General features: G+C 35.8%; 23 protein-coding genes. All 23 read left to right on the forward strand.

Annotation, left to right across the window (positions count from 1 at the left end; all coding sequences use genetic code 11):
- The first annotated feature begins 204 nt into the window (after positions 1-204).
- On the forward strand, positions 205-1,752 hold the full coding sequence (locus EC501_RS00960) for an ABC transporter ATP-binding protein (protein WP_122970420.1): 1,548 nt from the start codon (positions 205-207) through the stop codon (positions 1,750-1,752).
- Positions 1,745-2,794, forward strand: a complete 1,050-nt coding sequence (locus EC501_RS00965; RefSeq protein ID WP_122970421.1) for an ABC transporter permease — start codon at positions 1,745-1,747, stop codon at positions 2,792-2,794. The genes EC501_RS00960 and EC501_RS00965 overlap by 8 nt, the downstream gene beginning before the upstream one ends.
- 1 nt (position 2,795) lies before the next feature.
- On the forward strand, positions 2,796-3,755 hold the full coding sequence (locus tag EC501_RS00970; RefSeq protein WP_122970422.1) for an ABC transporter permease: 960 nt from the start codon (positions 2,796-2,798) through the stop codon (positions 3,753-3,755).
- Between the two features lie 349 nt (positions 3,756-4,104).
- The gene (yfmF, locus tag EC501_RS00975) at positions 4,105-5,367 is read left to right on the forward strand and encodes an EF-P 5-aminopentanol modification-associated protein YfmF (RefSeq protein ID WP_122970423.1); all 1,263 of its coding nucleotides are present in this window, start codon (positions 4,105-4,107) and stop codon (positions 5,365-5,367) included.
- Between the two features lie 3 nt (positions 5,368-5,370).
- The gene (yfmH, locus tag EC501_RS00980; protein WP_122970424.1) at positions 5,371-6,666 is read left to right on the forward strand and encodes an EF-P 5-aminopentanol modification-associated protein YfmH; all 1,296 of its coding nucleotides are present in this window, start codon (positions 5,371-5,373) and stop codon (positions 6,664-6,666) included.
- Entirely contained in the window at positions 6,666-7,394 is a 729-nt protein-coding gene (ymfI, locus tag EC501_RS00985) for an elongation factor P 5-aminopentanone reductase (RefSeq protein WP_122970425.1), read from the forward strand. Before yfmH ends, ymfI begins: the two co-directional genes overlap by 1 nt.
- 47 nt (positions 7,395-7,441) lie before the next feature.
- Positions 7,442-7,699 (forward strand): DUF3243 domain-containing protein, encoded by a 258-nt coding sequence (locus EC501_RS00990; protein WP_122970426.1) that lies wholly within the window; start codon positions 7,442-7,444, stop codon positions 7,697-7,699.
- Positions 7,700-8,051: 352 nt separating this feature from the next.
- Positions 8,052-8,849: a DUF3388 domain-containing protein gene (locus EC501_RS00995; RefSeq protein WP_122970427.1), complete on the forward strand. Its 798-nt coding sequence runs from the start codon at positions 8,052-8,054 to the stop codon at positions 8,847-8,849.
- Positions 8,850-8,995: 146 nt separating this feature from the next.
- A complete protein-coding gene (locus EC501_RS01000; RefSeq protein ID WP_406927344.1) occupies positions 8,996-9,865 on the forward strand; it encodes a helix-turn-helix domain-containing protein in 870 nt (289 codons plus the stop codon).
- Between the two features lie 48 nt (positions 9,866-9,913).
- Positions 9,914-10,492 carry a CDP-diacylglycerol--glycerol-3-phosphate 3-phosphatidyltransferase gene (gene pgsA, locus EC501_RS01005; protein ID WP_122970429.1) on the forward strand — a complete coding sequence of 193 codons (579 nt, stop codon included), beginning with the start codon at positions 9,914-9,916 and terminating at the stop codon, positions 10,490-10,492.
- 13 nt (positions 10,493-10,505) lie between these two features.
- Complete coding sequence (locus tag EC501_RS01010) at positions 10,506-11,762, forward strand: competence/damage-inducible protein A (protein ID WP_122970430.1); 1,257 nt, start codon at positions 10,506-10,508, stop codon at positions 11,760-11,762.
- A gap of 182 nt (positions 11,763-11,944) precedes the next feature.
- Complete coding sequence (recA, locus tag EC501_RS01015) at positions 11,945-13,012, forward strand: recombinase RecA (RefSeq protein ID WP_277749703.1); 1,068 nt, start codon at positions 11,945-11,947, stop codon at positions 13,010-13,012.
- 500 nt (positions 13,013-13,512) lie between these two features.
- The gene (gene rny, locus EC501_RS01020; RefSeq protein WP_122970503.1) at positions 13,513-15,066 is read left to right on the forward strand and encodes a ribonuclease Y; all 1,554 of its coding nucleotides are present in this window, start codon (positions 13,513-13,515) and stop codon (positions 15,064-15,066) included.
- Between the two features lie 192 nt (positions 15,067-15,258).
- Positions 15,259-16,200 carry an LCP family glycopolymer transferase gene (locus tag EC501_RS01025; protein ID WP_174232626.1) on the forward strand — a complete coding sequence of 314 codons (942 nt, stop codon included), beginning with the start codon at positions 15,259-15,261 and terminating at the stop codon, positions 16,198-16,200.
- A gap of 251 nt (positions 16,201-16,451) precedes the next feature.
- On the forward strand, positions 16,452-17,678 hold the full coding sequence (locus tag EC501_RS01030; protein WP_122970431.1) for a GNAT family N-acetyltransferase: 1,227 nt from the start codon (positions 16,452-16,454) through the stop codon (positions 17,676-17,678).
- Positions 17,679-17,861: 183 nt separating this feature from the next.
- The gene (locus EC501_RS01035) at positions 17,862-18,614 is read left to right on the forward strand and encodes a YveK family protein (protein WP_122970432.1); all 753 of its coding nucleotides are present in this window, start codon (positions 17,862-17,864) and stop codon (positions 18,612-18,614) included.
- Positions 18,615-18,636: 22 nt separating this feature from the next.
- Positions 18,637-19,293, forward strand: coding sequence for a CpsD/CapB family tyrosine-protein kinase (locus tag EC501_RS01040; RefSeq protein WP_174232627.1), 657 nt, complete (start codon positions 18,637-18,639; stop codon positions 19,291-19,293).
- A gap of 98 nt (positions 19,294-19,391) precedes the next feature.
- On the forward strand, positions 19,392-20,159 hold the full coding sequence (locus EC501_RS01045; RefSeq protein WP_122970434.1) for a tyrosine-protein phosphatase: 768 nt from the start codon (positions 19,392-19,394) through the stop codon (positions 20,157-20,159).
- Positions 20,160-20,540: 381 nt separating this feature from the next.
- Positions 20,541-21,830, forward strand: a complete 1,290-nt coding sequence (locus EC501_RS01050; RefSeq protein WP_241559235.1) for a glucose-6-phosphate isomerase — start codon at positions 20,541-20,543, stop codon at positions 21,828-21,830.
- Positions 21,831-21,861: 31 nt separating this feature from the next.
- Entirely contained in the window at positions 21,862-22,749 is an 888-nt protein-coding gene (galU, locus tag EC501_RS01055) for a UTP--glucose-1-phosphate uridylyltransferase GalU (RefSeq protein WP_122970435.1), read from the forward strand.
- Positions 22,750-22,850: 101 nt separating this feature from the next.
- Entirely contained in the window at positions 22,851-23,540 is a 690-nt protein-coding gene (locus EC501_RS01060; RefSeq protein ID WP_421930376.1) for a sugar transferase, read from the forward strand.
- A gap of 133 nt (positions 23,541-23,673) precedes the next feature.
- Positions 23,674-24,645 carry a UDP-glucose 4-epimerase GalE gene (gene galE, locus EC501_RS01065; protein WP_122970436.1) on the forward strand — a complete coding sequence of 324 codons (972 nt, stop codon included), beginning with the start codon at positions 23,674-23,676 and terminating at the stop codon, positions 24,643-24,645.
- Between the two features lie 103 nt (positions 24,646-24,748).
- The gene (locus EC501_RS01070; RefSeq protein WP_241559236.1) at positions 24,749-26,455 is read left to right on the forward strand and encodes a phospho-sugar mutase; all 1,707 of its coding nucleotides are present in this window, start codon (positions 24,749-24,751) and stop codon (positions 26,453-26,455) included.
- The last annotated feature ends 23 nt before the right edge of the window (positions 26,456-26,478 follow it).

Raw genomic sequence — 26,478 nt, forward strand, 5'->3', positions numbered from 1 at the left:
TTCAGAGATAAAAGTAGTAATATTCTGATAAATAAAAAAGTGCGAACATTCGCTTTTGCCTGATTTGAATTAATAGATGAAAGGTTTTAAGTTAATAGAAATTTACATAAATCACCGGTTAAATTAAAACCTTTCTTGTGTTAATTTAAAAATACAAGTCTATCAAACTATTTTGAAAAATAAGTGTCCAAGGGAGTGAACACATTGGAATATGTAATTGAAATGCTTGGAATCCGTAAGCAATTTGGGGATTTTGTAGCCAATGATAACATCACCCTTCAACTTAAAAAAGGCGAGATTCATGCACTTCTTGGTGAAAATGGTGCAGGGAAGTCCACGTTGATGAATGTCCTCTTTGGTTTATATCAACCTGAAGCGGGGACTATCCGAGTTCATGGCAAGGAAGTAAAAATTACAGATCCGAATGTAGCTAATAATCTCGGAATCGGTATGGTGCATCAACACTTTATGTTAGTTGAAAATTTTACGGTGACGGAAAATATCATTCTCGGTAGTGAACCAACAAAGTTGGGAACTATCAATATTAAAGAAGCTTCGAAAGAAGTGCAAGCGTTATCAGAAAAATACAGTTTGAATGTTGAGGCAAATGCGAAAATTGAAGATATTTCAGTTGGGATGCAACAACGGGTAGAGATTTTAAAAACTTTATATCGTGGCGCAGACATTATTATTTTCGATGAACCAACTGCTTCTTTAACACCACAAGAAATTACTGAACTAATGCATATTATGAAACGTTTAATCGAAGAAGGAAAATCCATCATTTTAATTACCCATAAGTTAAATGAAATTATGGAAGTTTCCGATCGAGTAACGGTTATCCGTAAAGGAAAAGGGATTGGTACTGTTACAACTGCCGAAACGAATCCAACAGAACTTGCCGAGCTAATGGTAGGTCGTCAAGTTGTGTTTAAAACGGAGAAAGCTCCTGCAAATCCAAAGGAAGTTGTTCTTCAAATTGATTCATTGACAGTGGCAGATAACCGCGGAATTGATAAAGTGAAAAATTTAAATTTAACCGTTCGTGCTGGTGAAATTGTAGGGATTGCCGGGATTGATGGAAACGGTCAATCCGAGTTAATCGAAGCGATAACAGGTCTCCGCAAAGTGAAAGGCGGAAAAATATCGTTAAATGGCAAAGATATCACAGGGTTAAAACCGAGAAAAATTACGGAATCCGGCGTAGGGCATATTCCTCAAGATCGTCATAAACATGGCCTAGTTTTAGATTTTCCTATTGGACATAATATTGCGTTGCAAACTTATTATAAAAAACCAATATCTAAATCAGGCGTCATCGACTATAAAAAAGTAAATGAAATCGCTCGAAAAATTATTGAAGAATATGATGTTCGTTCCGGTGAAGGTGAAATGTCACTAGCCCGTTCTTTATCAGGTGGTAACCAACAAAAGGCGATTATCGGACGAGAAATTGATCGTAATCCAGATTTACTCATTGCCGCATTACCAACCCGTGGTCTAGATGTTGGGGCAATTGAATTTATTCATAAACGTTTAATTGAACAACGGGATAAAGGAAAAGCCGTTCTATTAATTTCATTTGAATTAGATGAAGTAATGAACGTTTCTGACCAAATCGCTGTTATTTATGATGGTTATATCATTGATACGGTAAATCCGCAGGAAACAAATGAACAGGAACTAGGGTTATTAATGGCAGGACAATCGCTACAACGGAAGAAAGAAAAGGTAGGTGGCGAAAATGAATAAACGATTAGTCAATATACTTGTTCCACTTATCTCCATCTTATTAGGTTTAGTCATTGGAGCGATTGTAATGGCTGTCAGTGGTTTCAATCCGATTGATGGCTATATTGCATTATGGAACGGTATTTTTATGGATACATACACAATGGGTGAAACGGTTCGCCAAATCACACCTTATGTATTCTCAGGTTTAGCTGTAGCCTTCGCTTTCCGTACAGGTTTATTTAATATTGGGGTAGAAGGACAATTAATTATGGGTTGGTTAGCGGCTGCATGGGTAGGTCAAGCATTTGATTTACCAGCAATTATTCACCTTCCATTAGCTTTACTTGCAGCTGCATTAGCAGGAGCTTTATGGGCTTTTATTCCTGGTTTGTTAAAAGCGAAACTACAAGTTCACGAAGTTATTGTAACGATTATGTTAAACTACACAGCTTTACATGTGGCAAATGCATTAATCCAAGTCATCGCTGATGGGGGAGAAAGAACGGAGAGAATACATGAGTCAGCTTCATTACGTTCTCAATTCTTTGAATCTATTACGGATTATTCCCGTTTACACTGGGGCTTCTTACTAGCTCTAATAGCTGTAGTCATCATGTGGTTTATTTTAGAAAAAACAACCCTTGGATACGAATTAAAGTCAGTAGGGTTCAATAAAAACGCCTCCCAATACGCGGGTATGAATGTAAACAAAAATATTATTCTAGCAATGGTTATTTCCGGTGCCTTTGCCGGTCTTGGTGGTGCGATGGAAGCGTTAGGGACTTTCGAAAATATGTCTAAGCTTCATGCAATGACAGGAATTGGTTTTGATGGAATCGCCGTAGCGTTATTAGGAGCAAACCAACCATTTGGTGTTCTTTTAGGAGCGATTTTATTTGGATCATTGAAAAACGGTGGTTTAAATATGCCAAGTGAAGCGGGCGTACCAACAGAGATAGTTTCCATTGTGATTGCACTGATCATCTTCTTTGTAGCATCAGGTTATATCATTCGAGTAGCCCTAGAACGCTTTGGTAAGAAAAGAAAGGAGGAAAAATAACATGAGCTTTTTAGAAGTGCTATATTTTATTATTCCTTCTGCCATTTTCTATGCAGCACCATTAATTCTAACAGCAATCGGTGGCGTATTTACTGAAAGATCTGGGGTTGTCAATATTGGACTTGAAGGGATCATGGTTGTAGGTGCAGCAAGTAGTATTATTTTCAACTTATTTTTTGCAGATCAATTAGGAAATTTCACACCTTGGGCCGGATTAATCGTCGCAATGGTGGTCGGGATTATTTTTTCATTAATATTAGCAGTTGCAGCAGTATCTTTACGTGCGGATCAAACCGTTTCTGGAGTTGCTCTGAATTTGTTAGGGCTTGCTGTAGCGGTATTTACAGTTAAAATGATTTATGACAAAGGTCAAACAGATTCGATTACAGAACGTTTCTCTCGTTTCGATATTCCGTTATTAAGTGACATTCCTGTCATTGGGAAAATGTTCTTTGTAGACGTTTATGCAACATCAATATTAGCCTTTGCCGTAGCAATTGTCGCTTGGTTTATTATTTATAAATCTCCATTCGGGTTACGTCTACGCGCTGTAGGGGAACACCCAATGGCGGCAGACACGATGGGTGTTAATGTAACAAAAATGCGCTATGTAGCTGTTATGATTTCCGGAGCACTAGGTGGTATCGGTGGGGCGATTTATGCCCAAGCGATTGCTGGGAACTTCGGTGCATCAACTATTAGTGGTCAAGGTTTCATGGCGATTGCGGCAATGATTTTCGGTAAATGGCATCCACTAGGTGCGTTAGGTGCAGCTTTATTCTTCGGTTTTGCCCAAGCACTAAGTGTAGTAGGTGGTTCTATCCCGTATATTCAAGATATTCCGGATGTATACTTACACATTTTACCTTATGTCTTAACAATTTTTGCTTTAGCAGGATTCATCGGAAAAGCCCATGCACCAAAAGCAAGTGGTGTTCCGTATATTAAAGGAAAAAGATAATATGTTTTTTAATTAAAGTGCCTTTCAAATTGAAAGGTGCTTTTTTCTATTGTCGAAAATTAATGTTCGACACGACTTATATGAAAAAAATCTGTTCGATTTGATGAATCAATCTGCTTGAGAAGGGTAAATTATTGTATATATGTATAAATTCAAAAGGGAAAAAACAAAATTGGATTATTTTTGCATAATCACCAATTCTACATGTATAGTAGTGATAGCGACTGTTTGTTTCAAAAGAAATAGTTAAAAACAGTAGAAAATAGTCGATTGGTACAACATACAAAGCCAATTATTGATGGCGATTGTACGTTTTCCTATACAAGAGTATAAGTCAGGAGGAATTTTTTTGTTTTTATCGACCAAGTTAGCAGAAGGTGTTACGCTGCATATCCGACAAACAACTCAATTCAAAACAGTAAACTTTTCTATAAAATGGAGAACCCCATTAACGACGAAGGATGCTGCAGAACGTGCTGTTTTATCAAACGTTTTGCAACATAGTAATGGAAAATATAAAAAATCAGCCGAATTTAGAAGTTATTTAGATGACTTATTCGGTACGGTTTTATATTTTGATGCGACGAAAAGGGGCAATGAACATACCCTTTTATTAAATGTTGAAACTGTAAACGACCAATATTTAGCAGAAAATAAAGTATTTAATGAAGTGTTAGAATTACTAAACACGGTCGTTTTCGAACCAAATTTTGAAAATGGATCATTTGTACCTGCTATTGTGGAGCGGGAAAAAGAAATGATCATTCAACGAATCCAGTCAATCTTTGATGATAAAACTCGTTATGCCCAACATCGTTTAACTCAAATTATCCGCCCGAATCATCCGGCTTCCATTTCTGCTAATGGAACGATTGAAGCGGTAAAAGAAATTACACCAGCATCGTTAACAAAAGCTTATGAAAAAATGATTAATGAAGATAAAATTGATATTTACGTTGTCGGTGATTTTGACGTAGAGGCAGTTCAAAAGAAATTAACTGAAGCCCTATCATTCAAAGATCGGAAGCCAAAACAAGCAGAGAAAAAGAAAGATGTTTCAAAACCTGAAAAAGATTATGTAAAAGAACAACAAGAAATGAAACAAGGGAAATTGCATATTGGGTTTAGTACTCCTGTAACTTTTGGCGATGAGGATTTCCCGAAAATGCAAATTTTCAATGGTGTTTTTGGTGGTTATGCCCACTCTAAATTGTTCATGAATGTCCGTGAACGGGAAAGTTTAGCTTATTATGCGTCAAGTTCTTATTCTGCCCATTATGGTTTAGTTTATGTTGTCTCTGGTATTGAACCAGCAAATGAGAAAAAGGCAACAGACGTTATTTTTGAACAGTTAGAAGCAATCAAAAAAGGAGAAATTTCTGATTTAGAACTAACGCAAACTAGAGCAATGCTAATCAACCAATTAAAAGAAGCCCTTGATTTAGCCCGCGGACAAATTGATATTTACGATCAATATAAAGATTTAGATGAACAATTTTCAGTGGACCTTTGGAAAGAACGTTGGGAAAAGGTTACAAAAGAAGATGTTCAAAAAATGGCTTCACAAGTACAACTTGAAGCAGTTTATTTCTTAAGTGGAAAGGAGGCCTAGCCAATGCAAACGATTGAGTTTAAACAGCTAGACGAGACATTATTTTATAAAAAGTTACCAAACGGATTAGATGTATATATTTTACCGAAGAAAGGTTTTTCAAAAACATTCGTTACTTTTACAACGAAATATGGTTCGATTGACCGTACCTTCGTCCCAATGGGGGAATCAGAGGCTATAACAGTTCCGGATGGGATTGCCCACTTTTTAGAGCACAAAATGTTCGAGAAGGAAGACGGGGATGTATTCCAACAATTTAGCGAAGCTGGAGCATCAGCGAATGCTTTCACTTCCTTTACTCGTACAGCTTATTTGTTCTCTGCAACAGATCATATTTATAAAAGTACAGAAACGTTATTGAATTTCGTTCAAGAGCCATATTTTACGGAACAAACGGTGAATAAAGAAAAAGGAATTATCGGTCAAGAAATTACGATGTACGATGATCAACCAGATTGGCGACTATATTTCGGTGCGATTGAAAATATGTACCATAATCATCCCGTTAAAATTGATATTGCTGGAACGATAGAATCGATCGATAAAATTACAGCAGAGCATTTATATACTTGCTACAACACGTTTTATCACCCATCCAACATGTTATTGTTTGTAGTTGGTGCCATCGATCCAACTGAAATGATGGCGTTTATTGAAAAAAATCAAAGTGAAAAGGAATTTCCAGAACCAACGCCGATTGAGCGTCACTTTGAAGAAGAACCAAAAGAAGTCGCGATTAAAGAACGCGAACTGACAATGGATGTTCAAAAACCAAAAGTATATGTAGGGTTAAAGGCGAAGGAAACAGAATTAAGCGGCGAGGAAATGCTTAAACATGAGCTATCGATTCAAATTGCATTAGAGTGTCTATTTGGTCGGGCATCAAACTTTTATACAGATGTATATGAAAATGGGTTAATCGATGAAACCTTTGCTTATGATTTCTCTTTAGAAAAAGGTTATGGCTTTGCATTAATCGGCTCTGACTCAAGTCAACCGGATCAGTTAGCGGAAAAAATTAAAAATGAAATAAACAATGCTCAGTCTAACTTAACGGCTGAAAAAATCGAGCGGGTAAAACGCAAAAAAATAGGTTTCTTCCTAAGAGCTCTTAATTCTATGGAATTTATCGCAAATCAATTTACCCGTTATAAATTTAATGAAATGAATTTATTTGATGCAGTACCTGTCATCGAAAAATTAACGGTTGATGATGTGTTACAAGCTTTCGAATCGATTCAAGGAGAGTCTCAGCAAACCGTATTTAAAGTTTTACCTTCAAGTGAGAGGAAAGAATAATGAAAAAATTCGCACTCGTAGTAGGAGCTTCTGGTGCGATTGGAAAGGCAATAGCTCAGCGACTAGCTAGTGATGGTTGGTCGCTCTATTTGCATTTCCATCAAAATCGTCAAGCATTGGAACAGTTAGTGGAACAGTTGAGATGTAACTTCCCAGAGCAAGAATTTATCGAAGTCCAATCGGATTTTTCAGAAGATAATGGAGCAGATATTCTTGCAACACAAATTTATTCATTACAAGCAATTGTTTTTGCAGGAGGTCATGCACTTTACGGTTTAATAGAAGATACGCCAGTGGAAGAAATGAATAAACTTTGGAAAGTGCATGTTCAAAACCCAATGCGTTTACTTGCGTTATTATCCAATAAGCTCCGTCAACATGATACAAGTTATGTTTTATTTATTGGATCAATTTGGGGAGAAGCTGGAGCTGCCTTTGAAACAGTTTATAGTGCTGTGAAAGGTGCCCAACATGCATTTGTTAAGTCCTATGCAAAAGAAGTAGCTTACAATCGTATTTTAGTGAATGCCATCGCTCCTGGGCTGATTAAGACCGGAATGAATGCCCATTTAAATGAAGAAGAAAAAAGGAAAATCAATGAAGAAATACCTTTAGGAAGAGCTGGAGAAGTTGAAGAGGTCGCAAATCTAGTCAGTTTTTATTTAAGTGGACAGGCAAATTATGTTACTGGTCAAATTATTCGATTAAATGGTGGATGGTACATATAATTCTCCAATTTGCACATAATAAAATTGCAAAGGAGGAGGAGATATAAATGGCGCTATTAGAAAACTGGGAAAGATGGACATCATTTTTAGGCGAACAAGTTAATGAAGCCCAAGAAAAAGGTATGTCCAAACGTATGATTGAAAAATCAGCTGTACAAATCGGTGATTATTTAGCGAAAAACGTTGACCCTAAAAACGAACAAGAACGCGTACTATCCGACTTATGGGGAGTAGCTTCTGACGATGAAAAACATGCGCTTGCGAATTGTATTATTAAATTAGTACAAAATCATCGCATGCAGTAGTCAATATCATAAGTTTTTAGTGAAAAAAGCGAAGTGGCTTGTTTACTTATTAAGCCTAAAGTAGGCAAGCCTAATCCCGCTAATTTAGATATCATAAAACTCTCATCGTCTAATTTCTTCAAACTTCTCTTTAAGGAGGCTAGCCCTCCTTTTTTCTTATCTTGTTTTTTTCCTAAATTTCGACATTTTCATTGCCAGCATACTATTTTTTACATTATCATATATAAGTATAATAAATTTTAATATTTTAAGAGAAAATCATTACTTTCTAACTTTTCAATACATATAAAATCCGCTATGATGAAACTAATAAGAAAAATAATATTTTTCGTTGGTGAGGGGACGGTTTTTAGTGGGTGAATGGTATTTTGAATATGAGATCCAAGTAAATCGTCCAGGTTTATTAGGCGATATTGCATCACTCCTAGGTATGTTACGTGTGAATATTGTTTCAATTAATGGTGTAGATGAAGCAAGACGGGGAATGCTATTAAAAACAGAGAATGATGAAACGATTCAACGTTTCATTTCCATCGTTTCGACAATGGAAAACATTCATGTCACAAAATTTCGAGAGCCGAAAGTACGTGATCGTTTAGCTGTCCGTCATGGTCACTATATAGAACGGGATCAGGACGAAAGAAATACATTCCGCTTTGTACGAGATGAGCTAGGCATTTTAGTTGATTTTATGGCTGAATTATTTAAAAAGGACGGTCATAAATTAATTGGTATCCGAGGGATGCCACGAGTTGGGAAAACGGAATCAGTTGTAGCTGCTAGTGTTTGTGCCAACAAAAAATGGATATTCCTATCGTCTACGATGATTAAACAAACAATTCGTAATCAGCTAATTGGAGACGAATTTAATGCCAATAATATTTTTATTCTTGATGGAGCAGTCACACGAAGAACTACTGATGAACGTCATCAACAGCTTGTTCGAGAAGTGATGAGTGTACCTGCTATTAAAGTAATTGAACATCCTGATTTATTTGTACAAAACTCCCAATACAAAATTGAAGATTTTGACTATATTATTGAACTTCGTCATCATCCAGATGAAATCATTACGTATGAACTTGTTGAAAAAAATGAAATGAACATTCAAAACAACCCGTTTGGAGGTTTTGGAGGATTCGATTTTTAAACATTGTTCAAAAAAAGGATGTCTTTTTTTGGAACATTGTTTCATTTTGTTCGTTTAGTTAGTATGTTGACTACTAAGCGATAGTTGTCAGTCTAAAAGCATGTCAGAGGATTTTGCAAAAGACGAAATTGATTAGAAAAAAGTAGGTGTTTTTGTTGACAGAACTCGGAGCTCGCCTTAAAGAAGCGAGATTATCTAAAGGTTACAGTTTGGATGATCTTCAAGAAATTACAAAAATTCAAAAGCGGTATCTTGTCGCAATTGAAGAAGGAAATTATTCCATTATGCCTGGAAGCTTTTATGTTCGGGCATTCATTAAACAATATGCAGAGGCAGTTGGACTGGAAATAGAGGAACTTTTAGAGGAATTTAAACAGGAAATTCCAAACCAGCCAAAAGAAGAGGTTGCCCAGTCGATTTCCCAAAGTCCAACCCGGCGTAAATTAAATTCAAGATCGACTAGCAGGTTATTGGAAACGATGCCAAAAATCATCGTTGCGTTATTTATTATCGTTATTTTAGTAGCCATTTGGTTTTTATATCAACAAAAGGCTAAACAACCTGGCGAAGAAGAAGAAAATAATTCAGAAATCGAATATCAACAACAGGAGCCGACTCCTGTTGAGCCGGTAGAAGAGGAAGAGCAACCTGAAGAAACAGAACAACCAGTACAAGAAGAGCCAGAACAACCAACTCAAACGATTTCTTCTGGTACTATCGATGGAGAAACAACTACTTACGAACTTTCAGGAACAGATACGATGAATATTCGTATTGAAGTTTCAGGTGACACATGGGTTGGAATCCGTGATGAAGCTGGAAGTGAACAAATCGAAGACCGTGTATACAAAGCTGGGGAAGTAGTGGAATTCGATGCTACAGCAAATGCCTATGCTCGTATTCGATTAGGAGATTCTACCGTTGCTAAAGTTTTCATCAATGATGTAGAACTTCAATATGCACAAAACATTACGACTCAAAATATTATCATTACATTACAACAAGAAGAACAATAGTCATCTTTATCAGATGACTATTTTCTTTCGAATGAAAGGTGTTAGCAAATGAACTTACCGAATAAGATTACAGTCTCGAGAATCTGTTTAATTCCAATCTTTGTGATTGTAATACTATTTGATTTTGACTGGGGAAAAATGGAGTTTTTAGGCGCAGAAATGCCAGTCAATCATTTTGTAGCAGCATTAATCTTTATTATCGCTTCTACTACTGACTGGATTGATGGTCATTTTGCACGGAAATATAATTTAGTTACTACCCTTGGGAAATTTCTTGACCCATTAGCAGATAAATTATTAGTAAGTGCTGCTTTTATTGTATTAGTAGATCTTCATATGGCTCCTGCTTGGATCATCATTATTATTTTAAGTCGAGAATTTGCTGTAACTGGTTTACGGGCAATTTTAGCGGGAGAAGGGGAAGTAGTAGCTGCAAGCCAATTAGGGAAAATTAAAACTTGGGCTCAAATTGTTGCTATCTCATCCCTTCTATTACACAATACAATTTTCACTTTAATGAACATACCTTTTGATATGATTGCCCTTTATGTGGCATTAATCTTTACAGTTTGGTCTGGTTGGGAATATTTCTATTTAAATCGTCGTGTCTTTGTAAACTCAAAATAAGTGAGGTTAAAACATGAATGCTGAAATAATAGCTGTTGGCTCAGAATTGTTACTAGGGCAAATCGCCAATACGAATGCAAAGTTTATTTCTACTCAATTATCTGAGCTCGGTATTAATGTGTTTTATCATACGGTTGTTGGAGATAACGGGGACCGTTTAAAAAGAGCTATTGAAATTGCGGAATCTCGAGCAGATTTAATTATTTTCTCAGGTGGCCTTGGTCCTACGAAAGACGATTTAACGAAAGAAACGATTGCTAACCACTTAGGATTACCTTTAGTATTCGATGATGTGGCACTATCTTATATTGAGCAATTTTTTGCCCAATGGGGACGCACGATGACTGAAAACAATCGTAAACAGGCGCTTATACTAGAAGGTAGCGAAGTATTAGCAAATCATCACGGAATGGCTCCCGGAATGCTTCTAGAAAAGGATGGACGTATATACATACTACTGCCAGGTCCACCGAAGGAAATTGAACCGATGTTCCAGTTCGAAGCGAAACCGAAACTTGCTGCTCGTTTAAATGAAGGTGGCATCATTCTTTCCCATGTTTTACGATTTTATGGGATTGGTGAAGCAGAATTGGAAGTACAAGTTCAAGATATTTTAGATAACCAAACCAATCCAACGGTTGCTCCCCTTGCTGGAGATGGAGAAGTTACACTACGAATTACCGCAAAAGCGGCTACAGAAGAGGAAGCTTGGCCATTAATTAGAGCGAAGGAAGCAGAAATTTTAGCTATTGTTGGGGAGTATCATTATGGGAATAATGACGACTCCTTAGCATCGAAAATTGTTGAAATGTTACTCCATCATAACTTAACGATTGCTGCAGCAGAAAGTTTAACTGCTGGTCTTTTCCAGTCTGAATTAGCGGAAATTCCAGGGGTAAGTGGAACATTAGTCGGTGGTATGGTGACGTATACTGAACAAGCAAAAGTTCAACAATTAGGTATCGAACAATCTTTACTTGATCAATACGGTGTTGTTAGTAGTGAATGTGCAGCTGCAATGGCATTAAAAGTTCGAGAAAAGTTTGGTACCGATATTGGCGTTGGACTAACAGGTGCAGCTGGGCCGGAACCTCATGGTGATCAGCCTGCGGGAACGATTTGGATAGGCTTTAGCATCGGTAATTCTGAACCAATTACCCGTAAGCTTCAACTTTTAGGTATGAGAAATTCTAATCGCATTCGCGCGGTCAAATTAGCTTATAGCTACTTAATGCGTTTGTTAGTTGAGAAAGGCTATGAAAAGATTTAATATAAGATAATATTTTTAATTGGGGAAAGTGAAATTTGAGCTATTTTAATAGCTCAAATTTTTATTTTGTTAAAAAACGAAAATATGTTCGCTTTTTTCTTGAAAGTTGTCTCAAAAAGAAGTATAGTAGAAATATAAGAAAGAGATAGAAATGGTCTGATATAGAATAAGGAGGAAATATTTTGAGTAATGATCGTAAAGCGGCCTTAGATATGGCGTTAAAACAAATTGAAAAGCAATTTGGTAAAGGTTCAGTTATGAAATTAGGCGAACAATCGGATCGTCAAATTTCCACATCTTCAAGCGGGTCCCTTGCCCTTGATGCAGCGTTAGGTGTTGGTGGATATCCCCGTGGACGTATTGTAGAAATTTATGGTCCTGAATCTTCAGGTAAAACAACTGTGGCGCTACATGCTATTGCTGAAATTCAAGCCCAAGGTGGACAAGCTGCATTTATCGATGCGGAGCATGCATTAGACCCAGTCTATGCACAAAAATTAGGTGTAAATATTGATGAATTATTACTTTCACAACCTGATACTGGTGAACAAGCACTAGAAATCGCTGAAGCATTAGTACGAAGTGGTGCCATTGACATTATCGTTATTGACTCTGTAGCAGCATTAGTACCGAAAGCTGAGATTGAAGGCGAAATGGGTGACTCACACATGGGTCTCCAAGCCCGCTTAATGTCTCAAGCATTACGTAAATTATCCGGTATTATTAATAAATCGAACACACTAGCGATCTTCATTAACCAAGTTCGTGAAAAAATCGGTGTTATGTTCGGTAACCCTGAAACAACGACTGGTGGACGTGCATTAAAATTCTACGCATCAATCCGTCTTGAAGTTCGTCGTGCTGAAACAATTAAACAAGGTACTGAAATGGTAGGGAACAAAACAAAAATTAAAGTAGTAAAAAATAAAGTAGCTCCTCCTTTCCGTACTGCTGAAGTTGATATTATGTACGGTGAAGGGATTTCGAAAGAAGGGGAAATCGTTGACCTTGGTGCAGAACTAGACATTATCCAAAAAAGCGGCTCTTGGTATGCTTATGGTGATGAACGTATAGGTCAAGGACGCGAAAATGCGAAAGCTTTCTTAAAAGCAAACCCTGAAATTCGTGATCACATTTCAAACAAAATTCGTGAATCCTTCGGCATGGCGGCAACATCCTATACAATTGGTGCCCATGATGAAGAAGAAGAAATGGATGAAGAATTAGCATTACTTTTAGATGAAGAATAATTAATCGTCAAATTAATTTTCTATATTAAAGTTGGAGGGAAAGTAATGTTTCCTCCAACTTTTTTTGTTAGTGAAATTTTTTGAAAATACTATTCGATGAAAAAATTTTTTAAAGCAGTCCATTATTCCCAACTGCTATTTTTTTATACCTACCTTTTCTCCTCAGAGTGAATACAATAAGATGAAATTGCCTAAAATAATAAGAAATATCTTAATTTTTAAGTATTTTATCGAAAGTGCTACATGGAATGAGGTAAAACTCTATCGAATTATCTAGTAGTCAAAAGGTCTCTACTTGCGGGAGTCCTTGACATAGCTGGGATGGACCTATACAATTAAAATTGTATAATTTCTAAATTATGAAATGAAATAGGCAGTATGTTGAAAACTAAGTTGCAATTCAATCATCAATAAAAACCGATTGAATAGGATAAAAACTTTCGTCAATGTATGAGCCGACTGAAAATGAAACGAATATAGCAAGAGGAGGTGTTCGAATGATGGAATACATTATCTCCGCTTTGCTTGGACTCATCGTCGGTGCCGCTGTTATCTATTTCTATATGAAAAAAGTGAACGAATCAAAAGTGAATGGTGCGAAACACTCAGCTGAGCTTATCATAGATGAAGCTAAGCGGGAAGCGGAAGCGCTTAAGAAAGAAGCACTACTTGAAGCAAAAGATGAAACTCACAAAATTCGAACTGAAGCAGAAAAAGACATCCGTGAACGCCGGTACGAGCTTCAGAAACAAGAAAACCGGTTATTGCAAAGAGAAGAAAATCTTGATCGCAAGGATGATGCTCTGAACAAGAGAGAATCAGGCTTAGAGCGTAAAGAAGAAGCTCTAGCTGAAAGACAACAGCATATTGAACAGATGGAAAGTAAAGTGGAAGAGTTAGTACGAGAACAAACGTCAGAGCTTGAACGCATCGCAGCTTTAACTCGAGAAGAAGCAAAAGACATCATTTTAAGACAAGTTGAAAATGAACTTTCAACAGATATCGCTGTCATGACGAAAGAAGCGGAAACACGTGCGAAAGAGGAATCTGACAAAAAAGCTCGTGAAATATTATCACTTGCACTACAACGTTTTGCAGCTGATCACGTTGCTGAAACAACCGTGTCCGTTGTAAACTTACCGAATGACGAGATGAAGGGCCGCATCATCGGTCGAGAAGGTCGTAACATTCGAACACTTGAAACACTTACTGGTATCGATTTAATTATTGATGATACACCAGAAGCGGTTATTTTATCTGGTTTCGATCCTATCCGTCGTGAAACAGCTCGTCTTGCCCTTGAAAAATTAGTACAAGATGGACGTATTCACCCGGCTCGAATCGAAGAAATGGTTGAAAAATCCCGTCGTGAAATGGATGAACAAATTCGTGAAACTGGAGAACAAACGATCTTCGAAGTGGGTATTCACAATTTACATCCAGATTTAATGAAGATCTTAGGTCGTATGAAATATCGTACAAGCTATGGTCAAAATGTGTTAAAACATTCCATCGAAGTAGCACATTTAGCAGGACTCCTGGCAGCTGAGCTTGGAGAAGACGTAACATTAGCAAAACGGGCAGGATTACTTCATGATATTGGGAAAGCTATTGACCATGAAGTGGAAGGTAGTCACGTGGAAATTGGTGTTGAGCTTGCTTCTAAATATAAGGAGCACCCAGTTGTAATTAACAGTATCGCATCTCACCATGGTGACACAGAAGCAACGTCAGTTATTGCGGTTATTGTGGCAGCTGCGGATGCTTTATCAGCAGCAAGACCTGGTGCCCGTAGTGAAACCCTTGAAAACTACATTCGCCGTTTAGAAAAACTAGAAGAAATTTCTGAAGGTTATGATGGCGTAGAAAAGTCATACGCAATCCAAGCAGGCCGTGAAATTCGTATTATCGTACAACCAGAGAAGATTGATGATCTTGCTTCCCACCGTTTAGCACGCGATATTCGCAAACGAATTGAAGAAGAATTAGATTATCCTGGTCATATAAAAGTGACGGTTATTCGTGAAACACGAGCAGTCGAATATGCAAAATAAATGAAAAGGAGCTTCCGTTTTGGGGGCTCCCTTTTTCTTTTGGATGAAAATTTCTATATAATCTAGTTAGACAATTTAAAAAACATTAAAAAAGGGGTTGCAAAAAGAGTAGCCAATCGATAAAAAATAATATATGCTACATTTAGCACTAGTTAATTAGCAACATATGGAGATTTAAAAGGAGGCATAAAGGTGGTAAAAGAAAAACGCACAGACAAAGTGAAGTCAAAAAAACGAAAAGTGCTGAAGTGGGTTGGTATTACGTTAGGACTTTTCATTTTGGCAGTAGCTGGTCTGGTGGCAAAAGTATACTTTGATGCAAAGAATACTGTCGATAAAGTATATGAAGAACTAGATAAATCTGAACTTCGAGAAGTAAACGTCAATGTGGAAGAACAAGAACCGATTTCGATATTGTTACTTGGGGTAGATGAACGTGAAGGTGACTCTGGTCGTTCGGATACGATGATTGTTGTAACAGTTAATCCGGAAACGAAAGATTCTAAAATGTTAAGTATACCACGTGATACATATACAGAAATTGAAGGACATGGAATGGATAAAATCAATCATGCATTTGCTTATGGTGGTATTGAATTATCCCGTAAAACGGTAGAAAATTTATTAGAAATTCCAATTGATTATGTTGTACAAGTAAATATGGAAAGTTTTAAAGACATCATTGATGCCGTTGGTGGTATTACGATAGATAACACCCTTGCCTTTGAATATGGCGGTTCGAACTTCCCTGAAGGAACCATTACTTTAGATGGAGATAGTGCATTAAATTATGTTCGAATGAGATATGAAGATCCGGAAGGAGACTTTGGTAGACAAAATCGTCAGAAAAAAGTGATTCAAGGAATTGCTTCTTCAGCAGTAAGCGTTGATACAGCATTGAACTATAAATCCATTTTCGAATCAATTGAGGATAATGTGCGTGTCAATGCATCTTATGATGAATTAATGACGATGCAAAAAAATTACAAAAATAGTTTCGGTAATATTGAGCAACTATATATAAATGACGGTAATGGTACAAAAATTGATGGAATTTATTATTATATACCTGATGAAACACAATTAGAAACTGTTAAATCAACATTAAAAACTCATCTAGAATTAAACTCATAGAAATTGATAAAACTCTTTTGAATTCATTTCAAAAGAGTTTTTATTTTAATAGTGATTATTATAGATTTCACAAGCATATAATAATAGAAAGATACGATATTCTACTATTACGTTCGTTATTTTAATGGATAAGTTTAAGTGAGATTCATAAAAAGCTGGCAAAATCTATTTACTAATTGAATTAAAAGTAAAAAGATAACGTATCTTAAAAGTATAAAATCGATGAAAAATTTTCGGAATAGGTGATCATGTTGGTTCAACATAAAGGATTAGTAATGCGGGAAATCCGATTGGACGAAATGGGCCAATCCATTGATTTATTGAACTATGTTTTTCAAATGTCCATGTCCATAAAAAAAGACCGGCGTTTTGTTAGTGAAAAGAGTCGACAATTTCATGTCGGACACGCCCTTGGTTGGTTTGATGGAGATCAATTAGTATCTCAAATTTTAAGTCTCCCGTTTCAAGTAAATATTTATGGAGTCGCCTATGAAATGGGAGGAATAACCGCAATCGGTACGTATCCAGAGTATTCAAAACAAGGTTTAATGGATCAGCTAATTAAAGAAACATTAACGGTTATGCGTAATGATAATCGTTATATTTCTTATTTATTCCCCTTTTCGATTCCCTATTATCGGAAAAAGGGCTGGGAAATTATGAGTGATATTGTGGAATTTCAAGTGAAAGATACCCAATTCCCAAATTATAAAGAAGTAGCTGGTCAAATTCGACGAGTAGACACACTAGATGAAGATGTTTTACATGTTTATGAAAAATATGCCTCCCATGCCCACGGAGCGATGATTCGAAATTCAATTGCTTGGAATGAAAAATTTCATGAAGATTATTGGGAAGAAAAATTTATTGATTCCAATGTGCATCTTCAAGCAGCTGTTTACTATGATGAGGAAAATAAACCGCAAGGCTATATGTTTTATCGCATTATGGAAGAAAACTTTTATATAGATGAAATTATTTATTTACAAGAAGAAGCAAGAAAAGGATTATGGAATTTTGTATCAGCCCATAAATCAATGGTATACAATGCCTATGGAAAAACAGCTGGTAATGAGCCGGTTGCCTTTTTACTAGAAGATAGTGAAATCATTCAAAAGGTTTCACCATACTTTATGGCTAGAATTGTGGATGTGCTAAAATTTCTTGAACGTTATCCTTTTGATGAACCTAATTTCCATATTCGATTCCATATTAGCGATCCATTAGTGGAATGGAATAATGGCATTTATGATATTGTCTCAGAAAACTGGAAAGTAAAAATATCTACAGTCGACGAAAATGATCGTGAAGATATAACCGTTGAAATGTCGATCCAAACGGTAACTACGATGCTACTCGGATATAAACGGCCTAAATATCTTCAAAAGATTGAACGGTTGAAAGGTGCAGATGACACTATCGCGGTTTTGGAAGATGTACTCCCCGTAGGAATTCCAACATTTATAGATTATTTCTAAAAAAGTAGTCCAAAGAAATGGACTACTTTTTTAAAAGCTATTATATGGCTAAGTATTATTATATTTATTCAACAAGAATCAAATTAATTGAAAAAAATGTATGAAATAGTACTTTATTTATTCAATAGAAAATAAATATAAATAGGATAATATAAAATTGCTAGTTTAGGGGAGATGGCCTAATTGGAAGAAACGATAAGTTTACAAGATATTTTAAAAGTGATTAAAAAACGATTATTTTTAATAGTTTCGTTAACGATTATTTCCGTTATTATTGCATCCGTCGTTAGTTATTTTATTTTGACGCCAGTCTATCAAGCCTCCACTCAAATTCTAGTCAATGAACAAAAAAGTGAAACAGAATCAATTCAAAGTCAAGAAATACAAGCAAACTTGCAATTGATCAATACGTATAATGAAATTATAAAAAGTCCCGTCATCCTAGATAAAGTCATAGAACGGTTGGATTTAAATCAAACGACACCCCAATTATCTGAACAAATTTCTGTATCAAATGTTGAAGAATCTCAAGTTATTAGTATAAGTGTTGAAGACGAACAATATTTCGAAGCAGTCAATATTGCGAATACAATTGCTGAAGTATTTCAAGAGGAAATTCCTGTTTTAATGAATGCTAACAACGTTACCATTTTATCTCCTGCTGTCCATCTTGAAAATCCAAGTCATGTAAAACCAAATGAATTAATGAATATTGCTATTGCGACAATGATCGGTTTACTAGTTGGAGTCGGACTTGCTTTCCTACGTGAATATTTAGATACGACAATTAAAACTGAACAAGATGTAGAAGAACTATTAGGAATTCCTATTATCGGTATTGTAAGCCCAATCCCTGAAAAGGAATTAAATAAACGTCCCTATTCCCCAAATTCAGAATTAAGTCGTAGTAAAAGTAGGAGGGAAAAACTTGTTTAGGAAAAAAAGAAGAAGGAATACGATGGCAAGAAAGGTTATTGTAAAGGAAAATCCGAAATCCGTTATAGCTGAACAATATCGAACGATTCGTACAAACATAAATTTTTCCATGCCCGATAGTGACTTTAAAACGATTCTTGTTACTTCAGCTGGGCCGAGTGAAGGGAAATCAACGACAGCTGCAAATATTGCAGGGGTTTTTTCTGGCGAGGACAAGCGAATTATTTTAGTCGATGCGGATATGCGAAAACCTACATCCCACCATACATTTAAAGTTTCAAATATCTATGGATTATCTGGAGTGCTAACTAGACAGTGTGAATTAAGTGATGCAATCCAACAAACGGATATACAAGGACTTTACGTACTTCCGAGTGGTGCAATCCCTCCTAATCCTGCTGAATTGTTAGATTCGAATCGCATGAATCAATTACTTGAAACGTTGAAGAGTCAGTTTGATTTAATTATTTTTGATACACCTCCAATTTTGACTGTTACCGATTCACAAATATTATCAAATAAATGTGATGCGACGATTTTAGTTATTAATTCTGGAAAAACAGAAAAGGAAATGGCCGTTAAGGCAAAGGAAATGCTAACCTTATCAAAGGCGAATATGATCGGAGTTGTATTAAATAATTTCACTATTGAAAAGAATCACTATTTCTACTATCAATAATATAGAAAAGCAAAATTAGTTAAATTTCAGATTAAGAGGTATTTCCTAGCTTTCGATGGATACCTCTTTTCAAAAACTTTTTAAGTAGGTGTATTTGAATGATTGATATTCATAGCCATATTTTATTTAACGTTGATGATGGACCTGGAATTTTCCAACAATCAATTGATATGTTAGAAGCTGCTACAAAGGAAGGGATTTCTGACATTATCTCCACATCCCATACGTGTCATCCCCAATATCATGTTTCTGCTGAACTAGTTAAACTGCAAGTACATGAACTACAAAACGAATTACATCGACGCCATATCCCCCTTTCAATCCACCTCGGTCACGAAGTTCGTTTATGTGAAGATATCATTAATTTAGTAAAGGAGAAGGAAATTTTATCTTTGGCCGATTCGAACTATTTACTTCTAGAATTACCATCCAATCATATCCCCCACTATACAAAAAATATCATTCACGAATTACACAAAATAGGGATTATACCTATCATTGCTCATCCAGAACGGAATAAAGCTATCGCACAAAAGCCTGAACGACTTGAGCGATTAATTCGAGAGGGTGCAGCAGCTCAAATAACGGCTGGAAGTATTGTCGGTCATTTTGGACGTACCATTCAAAAATTATCAATGGAGCTTATGAAAGCAAATTTAGTTCATACTTATGGTTCAGATGCTCATCATGTAAAAAGGAGACCGTTTCTTTTTAAACAAGGTCTTTTTTATTTAGAAAAGCATAAACTTTTAGATTTAGTAGACCTTTTTATGGAAAATAACAAAAGAATTATAGGAAATGACTCGTTAATTATGTATGAACCAGACGTTTCTTCGAAGAAAAAGCGGAGTCTTTTTACCTTTTAAATAGATATATTGTCTTATTGTTAATATTCATTAATTCAAAAAACATAATTAAATAAGTCTATTTGTTCAGAGTGATTGAATGAAATATTTAATTTTATAAATTGAACGGTACAATTTATTTCAAAAATACTCTTTGTTATTATTTTAGATGGTATATTGTACTTATAAATTTCATATAAAGTATAGGAAATCACTTTCCTAGAAGTAATACCTGTTCTGAACTTCTAGTGGATGTAGGAAGATAGTCTTAAAAAATGGTTGAAGCTTTGGTGAAATTTTAATAGACAGTAGAAATTGACATTCTGATTTCTCTTTTTTTAATAGAAATTGTTAATTTTTTCTATATAAGTATATTTATTTCCAGATAGGGGATGGATTAGATTGGCTCAATTACTATTAACGACAATTATCAATGAACGATTTTTAAATTTAGATGTATCTCATTATGCTTCATCAGTTTCCATGATACATCAACATTTAGAAGAAGCTGATAACGAACCAATAGGTTGGTTAAATGGACCGTTACTAATGGATGAGGAGTATTTAAAATCCATTTTAACGGTTTCAGATGAAATTAAAAAACGGGCAGATGTATTAGTAGTAATTGGGATTGGTGGTTCTTATTTAGGGGCTAAGGCAGTGCAAGAAGCGCTTTCTCCTTATTTTAAACATCACGAAAAGGGAATTGACGTCATATATGTAGGATTTAACTTAAGCGGGGCTTATATGAATCAATTAATTGAAAGTCTATATGACAAAGAATTTTATATTAATGTCATTTCAAAGTCAGGGTCTACGATGGAATCTTCCCTTGCTTTCCGAGTTCTTCGTCAATATGCAGAAGAGCGTTATAAAGAGGAGGCAAAAAACCGAATTATTGTCACAACAGATCCGGAAAATAGTCTACTAAAAGTGATAGCTGAAAACAATGGTTATCGTAAGTTTGATATCCCTTCCAATGTAGGTGGACGTTACTCACTCTTAACTTCTGTAGGGTTATTACCTATTGCAGTTGCAGGAATAAATATTTGCGAACTACTAGAAGGAGCAAAAAAGGCGGCAATTGATTTGAAAGATAGTAGCCCAGAAAAAAATGAGGCATACCGTTATGCCGTTATTCGTCATGCTTTATACACCAAAGGTTATCGCATTGAGTTATTAGCATCCTTCGAACCAGCTCTTACTTCGATACATGAATGGTGGAAGCAATTATTTGGAGAAAGTGAAGGGAAAAATAAAAAAGGATTATTTCCTGCTTCGGTAAATTATTCAACGGATTTACATTCATTAGGTCAATTTGTTCAAGATGGCAGTCCATTACTTTTTGAAACATTTCTTCATTTTAAAGAGATTTCAGATGATTACTACATCCCGTATAAGACATTAAATGATGACTATTTAAATTTTTTAAGTAACCGTACATTTAATGAAATCAATTCAATTTCAAAACAAGGTACAGTCCTTGCCCATGCAGAAGGGGGCGTACCAATCATACAAATAGAAGTAGATCGTCTTGATGCTTTTCACGTGGGGTATGTTATTTACTTTTTTATGAAGGCATGTGCGATGAGTGCTTATTTATTAGATGTTTATCCATTCGATCAACCAGGTGTAGAAGCTTATAAGAAAAAAATTACCCAGCTCTTAATCGAAGAAAGCATTATCCATTAACTTTATTTTTTACTGAAGGGGAGACCTACAAATGAAAAAAGTTAAAAAAGCTATTATACCTGCTGCCGGCTTAGGTACACGTTTTTTACCAGCGACAAAAGCGATGCCAAAGGAAATGCTTCCGATTGTAGACCGACCAACGATTGAGTTTATCGTGGAAGAAGCGATTCAATCGGGGATTGAGGAAATTATTATTGTGACAGGTAAAGGGAAACGGGCAATTGAGGACCATTTCGATCGAAATATGGAATTAGAAGAAAACCTTTTAAAAAAAGGGAAAGTAGATGTTTTAGAAAAAGTGAATCAGTCCTCCCAAATTGAAATTCATTATATACGACAAAAAGAGCCAAAAGGACTTGGACATGCCATTTGGTGTGCTCGGAAATTTATAGGGAACGAACCTTTCGCAATACTACTTGGGGATGACATTGTACAATGGGATATTCCTTGTACAAAACAGTTAATAGCCCAATACGAACAAATTCAATCATCTGTGATTGGTATTCAACAAGTTTCCGATAAAGAAACGAATCGTTACGGAATTATTGATCCAATTAGTCAATTCGATCGATTATATAAAGTAAATCAATTTGTTGAAAAACCGCCACTAGGTACAGCGCCTTCCAACTTAGCCATTATGGGAAGATATATTTTAACTCCTGAAATTTTCCAATTTTTAGAAAATCAAGAAGCTGGTACAGGTGGGGAAATTCAATTAACGGATGCTATTCAAAAATTAAATGAAATTCAACCTGTTTATGGTTATGAGTTTGATGGTGTCCGTTATGATGTTGGAGAAAAACTTGGATTTATTCGTACAACTTTGGAATTTGCATTGAACAGTAAAGAGATTGGACCACAGGTAGAACAATTATTAAAAGAAATATTAATGAAAAGATTCTATACACAAGTTCAATAGATTAGGACGTTTAATGAACATCTAGTAATAGGAAAAATAGATAGTAGTAAAACCTTTAAAACTAAATGCGCTAATTTATGATTGAGAGATGGTGAATCATATTGTCTGTCACAACTACAAATGAACAGGCTACAAGAAAAAAGGGAAGGGAGCAGAATAGTCCGGTTATATTGAAAGAACATAAAGGATATTTAATCAGTAAGCGAATTATGGATATTATTGGTTCCTTACTTGGAATGATTATACTAATTCCTGTTTTTATACTTATTACGGTACTTATTAAATTAGAAAATCGAAATGGTCCAGTTTTCTTTAAGCAAGTTCGTGTCGGTAGAAACGGAAAGGAATTTACAATTTACAAATTTCGTTCCATGGTCTCCAATGCAGAAGAGTTAAAAATGTTATTACTAGAACAAAACGATATAAAGGATGGACCTGTATTTAAAATGAAAGAGGATCCAAGGGTTACGAGGATTGGGAAGTTTATTCGGAAAACAAGTCTTGATGAACTTCCCCAATTAATCAATGTGCTAAAAGGGGATATGAGTCTAGTCGGACCAAGGCCCCCCCTTCCAGAGGAAGTAGCCCAATATTCTAGCTATGAAAAACAAAGGCTAAAGGTAACTCCAGGATTAACGTGTTATTGGCAAGTGAGTGGTAGAAGTAATATCGGCTTTGACGAATGGGTTCGACTGGACTTGAAATATATGGAAGAACGAAATATGATCATTGATCTAAAATTAATATTCAAAACCGTATTCGTTTTATTAGGATCAAAGGATGCGTACTAAAGGGTAATCCACTTTATTGTACAAAGGAATAGGCGTTTTTCTAAAAATACATATACGAAAGCAATGTATTTTTTCGCTAGTAGCTTTAACCGCAATTAAGTAATAATGATATCGAATTAAAAGGGGTTAGGAAATGATTTTAATCGTAGGTGGCGCAGGTTATATTGGTAGTCATGTTGTAAAAGAATTAGTGAAAGAAGAACAAGTTGTTGTTTTAGATAACCTTTCAACCGGTCATATCGAAGCGGTTGACGAAAAGGTAACTTTTATCCACGGGGATTTAGGAAATGAAGCGGATTTACGTACTCTTTTTTCCGAATATGCTTTTAATGGAGTAATGCATTTTGCGGCAAATAGTTTAGTAGGAGAATCGGTTAGTAATCCCCAAAAATATTACGCTAATAATATTGTATCTACCCTTACTCTGCTGGAAGTTATGCTCGATAATAACGTGAACAATTTTATTTTTTCTTCCACAGCTGCTACCTATGGTATTCCGAAAGTGGAAATAATTAATGAATCGGTCGAAACAAATCCAATCAATCCTTATGGGAAATCCAAACTTATGGTGGAACAAATTCTAGAAGATTATGCTGCGGCCTATGGGTTAAATTATGTTACATTGAGGTATTTTAATGCAGCCGGTGCAGATGAAACTGCAGAAATTGGTGAAAGTCATAATCCAGAAACCCATCTTATTCCGATCGTGTTGCAACATTTAGCTGGATTAAGAGAGCAAGTATCAATTTTTGGTAATGATTATGACACACCAGATGGGACATGTATTCGTGATTATATACATGTTACAGACCTTGCAAAAGCTCATATAGTAGCTCTTCAATCATTAATAGATGGAAAAAATAAAACGGCGACCTACAATCTTGGGAATGGATTAGGTTACTCGGTAAAAGAAGTGATTGAAATTTGTGAATATGTGACAGGGTTGAAAGCAAACGTGGAAATGACAAAACGGAGAAGGGGTGATCCAGCACGATTAGTTGCCTCTTCAAATAAAATTTATGAAGAGCTCGGTTGGAAAGCAGAGAGAAATTTAGAACAAATTATTCAAAGTGCTTGGAAATGGCATCAACATCCAAAGTATTAAACATTTACGAACTCGGCTAAGAATGTGGCCGAGTCTTCTTTATAAGTATAGTAAAGAAGACTTTTTATACTATCATTCAACATGATAAAAGGAAGGTATCTCAATGAAAGCAATCTTTACGAAATGGAAGTCTCAAAAATTACCAAACGATTTGTGGGAAGAATTGAATGCGATTTCTGAAGATGAGAAAAAAATGGAAGATCGTTTCTATCAATATGTTTCCTTTGGTACAGGAGGCATGCGCGGTTTAATTGGTGCTGGAACGAATCGCATAAATATTTATACGATACGTCGCGTGTCGGATGGATTGGCCCGTTATATTGAATCCAAAGGAAATGAGGCAAAAAAACGTGGTGTAGTAATAGCCTATGATACGCGTCTTTTTTCAAAAGAATTTGCCATCGAAACAGCTTGTGTACTGGGCGCCCATGGGATAAATTCCTATATTTATAAGGAACCAAGACCAACACCACAGCTTTCCTTTACGGTTCGGGAATTGAACGCCTTTGCAGGAGTAGTCATTACAGCCAGTCATAATCCGAAACAATACAATGGTTTCAAAGTGTACGGAGAAGACGGTGCTCAACTTGTACCATCAGGTGCCGAAGCCATCATTAAATCGATGGAGCAAATTGAAGATATTTTTGACATCGCAGTTTGGGACTTGAAGTTATTAGAAATGGAAGGGTTAGTCCAATGGATATTAGAAGACTTTGATGCAAAATATATTGAAAAGCTATTAACGGTAAAAGATCGGGACAATATTGATCGAAATATAAACATTGTTTATAGCCCGTTGCATGGAACGGGATTAGTCCCTGTTATAGAAGGATTGAAACAGCTTGGATTTCATAATGTCCATGTAGTAGAACAGCAAGCCTCTCCAGATGGTCACTTCCCAACGTTAGAATACCCGAATCCAGAAGAACCGGCTGCATTTGACTTGGCGATGCAATTAGGAGAAAAAGTTGGGGCAACAATTTTATTCGCAACAGATCCGGATGCGGACCGAATCGGGGTTGCTGTTCGTAACGGGGAACAATATGAACTATTAACTGGCAATCAATTAGGGGCACTGCTATTACATTATATTTTACAAAACCAATTTGAAAATAGAACGCTGCCTTCTAATGGAGCTATCATTAAAACCATTGTAACGTCAGAACTTGGCGCTAAAATTGCATCAAAATATCACATCAATACGATTAATACATTAACTGGCTTCAAATTTATTGCTGAAAAAATAGAAGAATTTGAACAAACGAAACAACATACTTATTTATTTGGTTATGAAGAAAGTTATGGCTATTTAATGAAAACTTTTGTTCGAGATAAGGACGCGGTTCAAATCGCATTGAAAGTTGCGGAAATGGCTGCTTATTATGAATTGCACGGAAAGACGTTGTTGGATGTTTTAAATGACTTGTTTAAACAATTCGGATATCATCAAGAAGCCCTTGTATCCAAAGTGTTCGAAGGAAAAGACGGTCAAGAAAAAATGAAAGCTATTTTAAATGACTTTCGAAAATATCCACCTACTGAAATTGGCGGGATACCTGTTATAAGAGTAGAAGATTATTTAACTAGTGTTACGATAAATGCAGATGGGTCCATTGAAGATATTCTTTTACCGAAGGAAAATGTGCTGAAGTTTATTTTAAACAATGATTCATGGGTTGCTATCCGTCCTTCCGGGACAGAACCTAAGTGTAAGTTTTACTTCGGTGTTGTGGCCACTTCTAAAATGGAAGCGGAAAAACAGTTAGACCAATTAAAAAAATTCTTTACAACATCACGCCTTCCAATTTAGGAAGGCTTTTTATTTTTGCTTCT

This window comes from Lysinibacillus halotolerans (assembly GCF_003711845.1).
In the GTDB taxonomy this organism is placed as follows: domain Bacteria; phylum Bacillota; class Bacilli; order Bacillales_A; family Planococcaceae; genus Ureibacillus; species Ureibacillus halotolerans.

What these genes read in the sequence shown, in the direction of transcription:
- pgsA (WP_122970429.1), top strand. Translation starts at nt 9,914, where the DNA reads ATGAACTTACCGAATAAGATTACAGTCTCGAGAATCTGTTTAATTCCA.
- EC501_RS00990 (WP_122970426.1), top strand. Translation starts at nt 7,442, where the DNA reads ATGGCGCTATTAGAAAACTGGGAAAGATGGACATCATTTTTAGGCGAA.
- yfmH (WP_122970424.1), top strand. Translation starts at nt 5,371, where the DNA reads ATGCAAACGATTGAGTTTAAACAGCTAGACGAGACATTATTTTATAAA.
- EC501_RS01010 (WP_122970430.1), top strand. Translation starts at nt 10,506, where the DNA reads ATGAATGCTGAAATAATAGCTGTTGGCTCAGAATTGTTACTAGGGCAA.
- EC501_RS00970 (WP_122970422.1), top strand. Translation starts at nt 2,796, where the DNA reads ATGAGCTTTTTAGAAGTGCTATATTTTATTATTCCTTCTGCCATTTTC.
- EC501_RS01045 (WP_122970434.1), top strand. Translation starts at nt 19,392, where the DNA reads ATGATTGATATTCATAGCCATATTTTATTTAACGTTGATGATGGACCT.
- EC501_RS00965 (WP_122970421.1), top strand. Translation starts at nt 1,745, where the DNA reads ATGAATAAACGATTAGTCAATATACTTGTTCCACTTATCTCCATCTTA.
- rny (WP_122970503.1), top strand. Translation starts at nt 13,513, where the DNA reads ATGGAATACATTATCTCCGCTTTGCTTGGACTCATCGTCGGTGCCGCT.
- EC501_RS01070 (WP_241559236.1), top strand. Translation starts at nt 24,749, where the DNA reads ATGAAAGCAATCTTTACGAAATGGAAGTCTCAAAAATTACCAAACGAT.
- galU (WP_122970435.1), top strand. Translation starts at nt 21,862, where the DNA reads ATGAAAAAAGTTAAAAAAGCTATTATACCTGCTGCCGGCTTAGGTACA.
- ymfI (WP_122970425.1), top strand. Translation starts at nt 6,666, where the DNA reads ATGAAAAAATTCGCACTCGTAGTAGGAGCTTCTGGTGCGATTGGAAAG.
- EC501_RS01040 (WP_174232627.1), top strand. Translation starts at nt 18,637, where the DNA reads ATGGCAAGAAAGGTTATTGTAAAGGAAAATCCGAAATCCGTTATAGCT.
- galE (WP_122970436.1), top strand. Translation starts at nt 23,674, where the DNA reads ATGATTTTAATCGTAGGTGGCGCAGGTTATATTGGTAGTCATGTTGTA.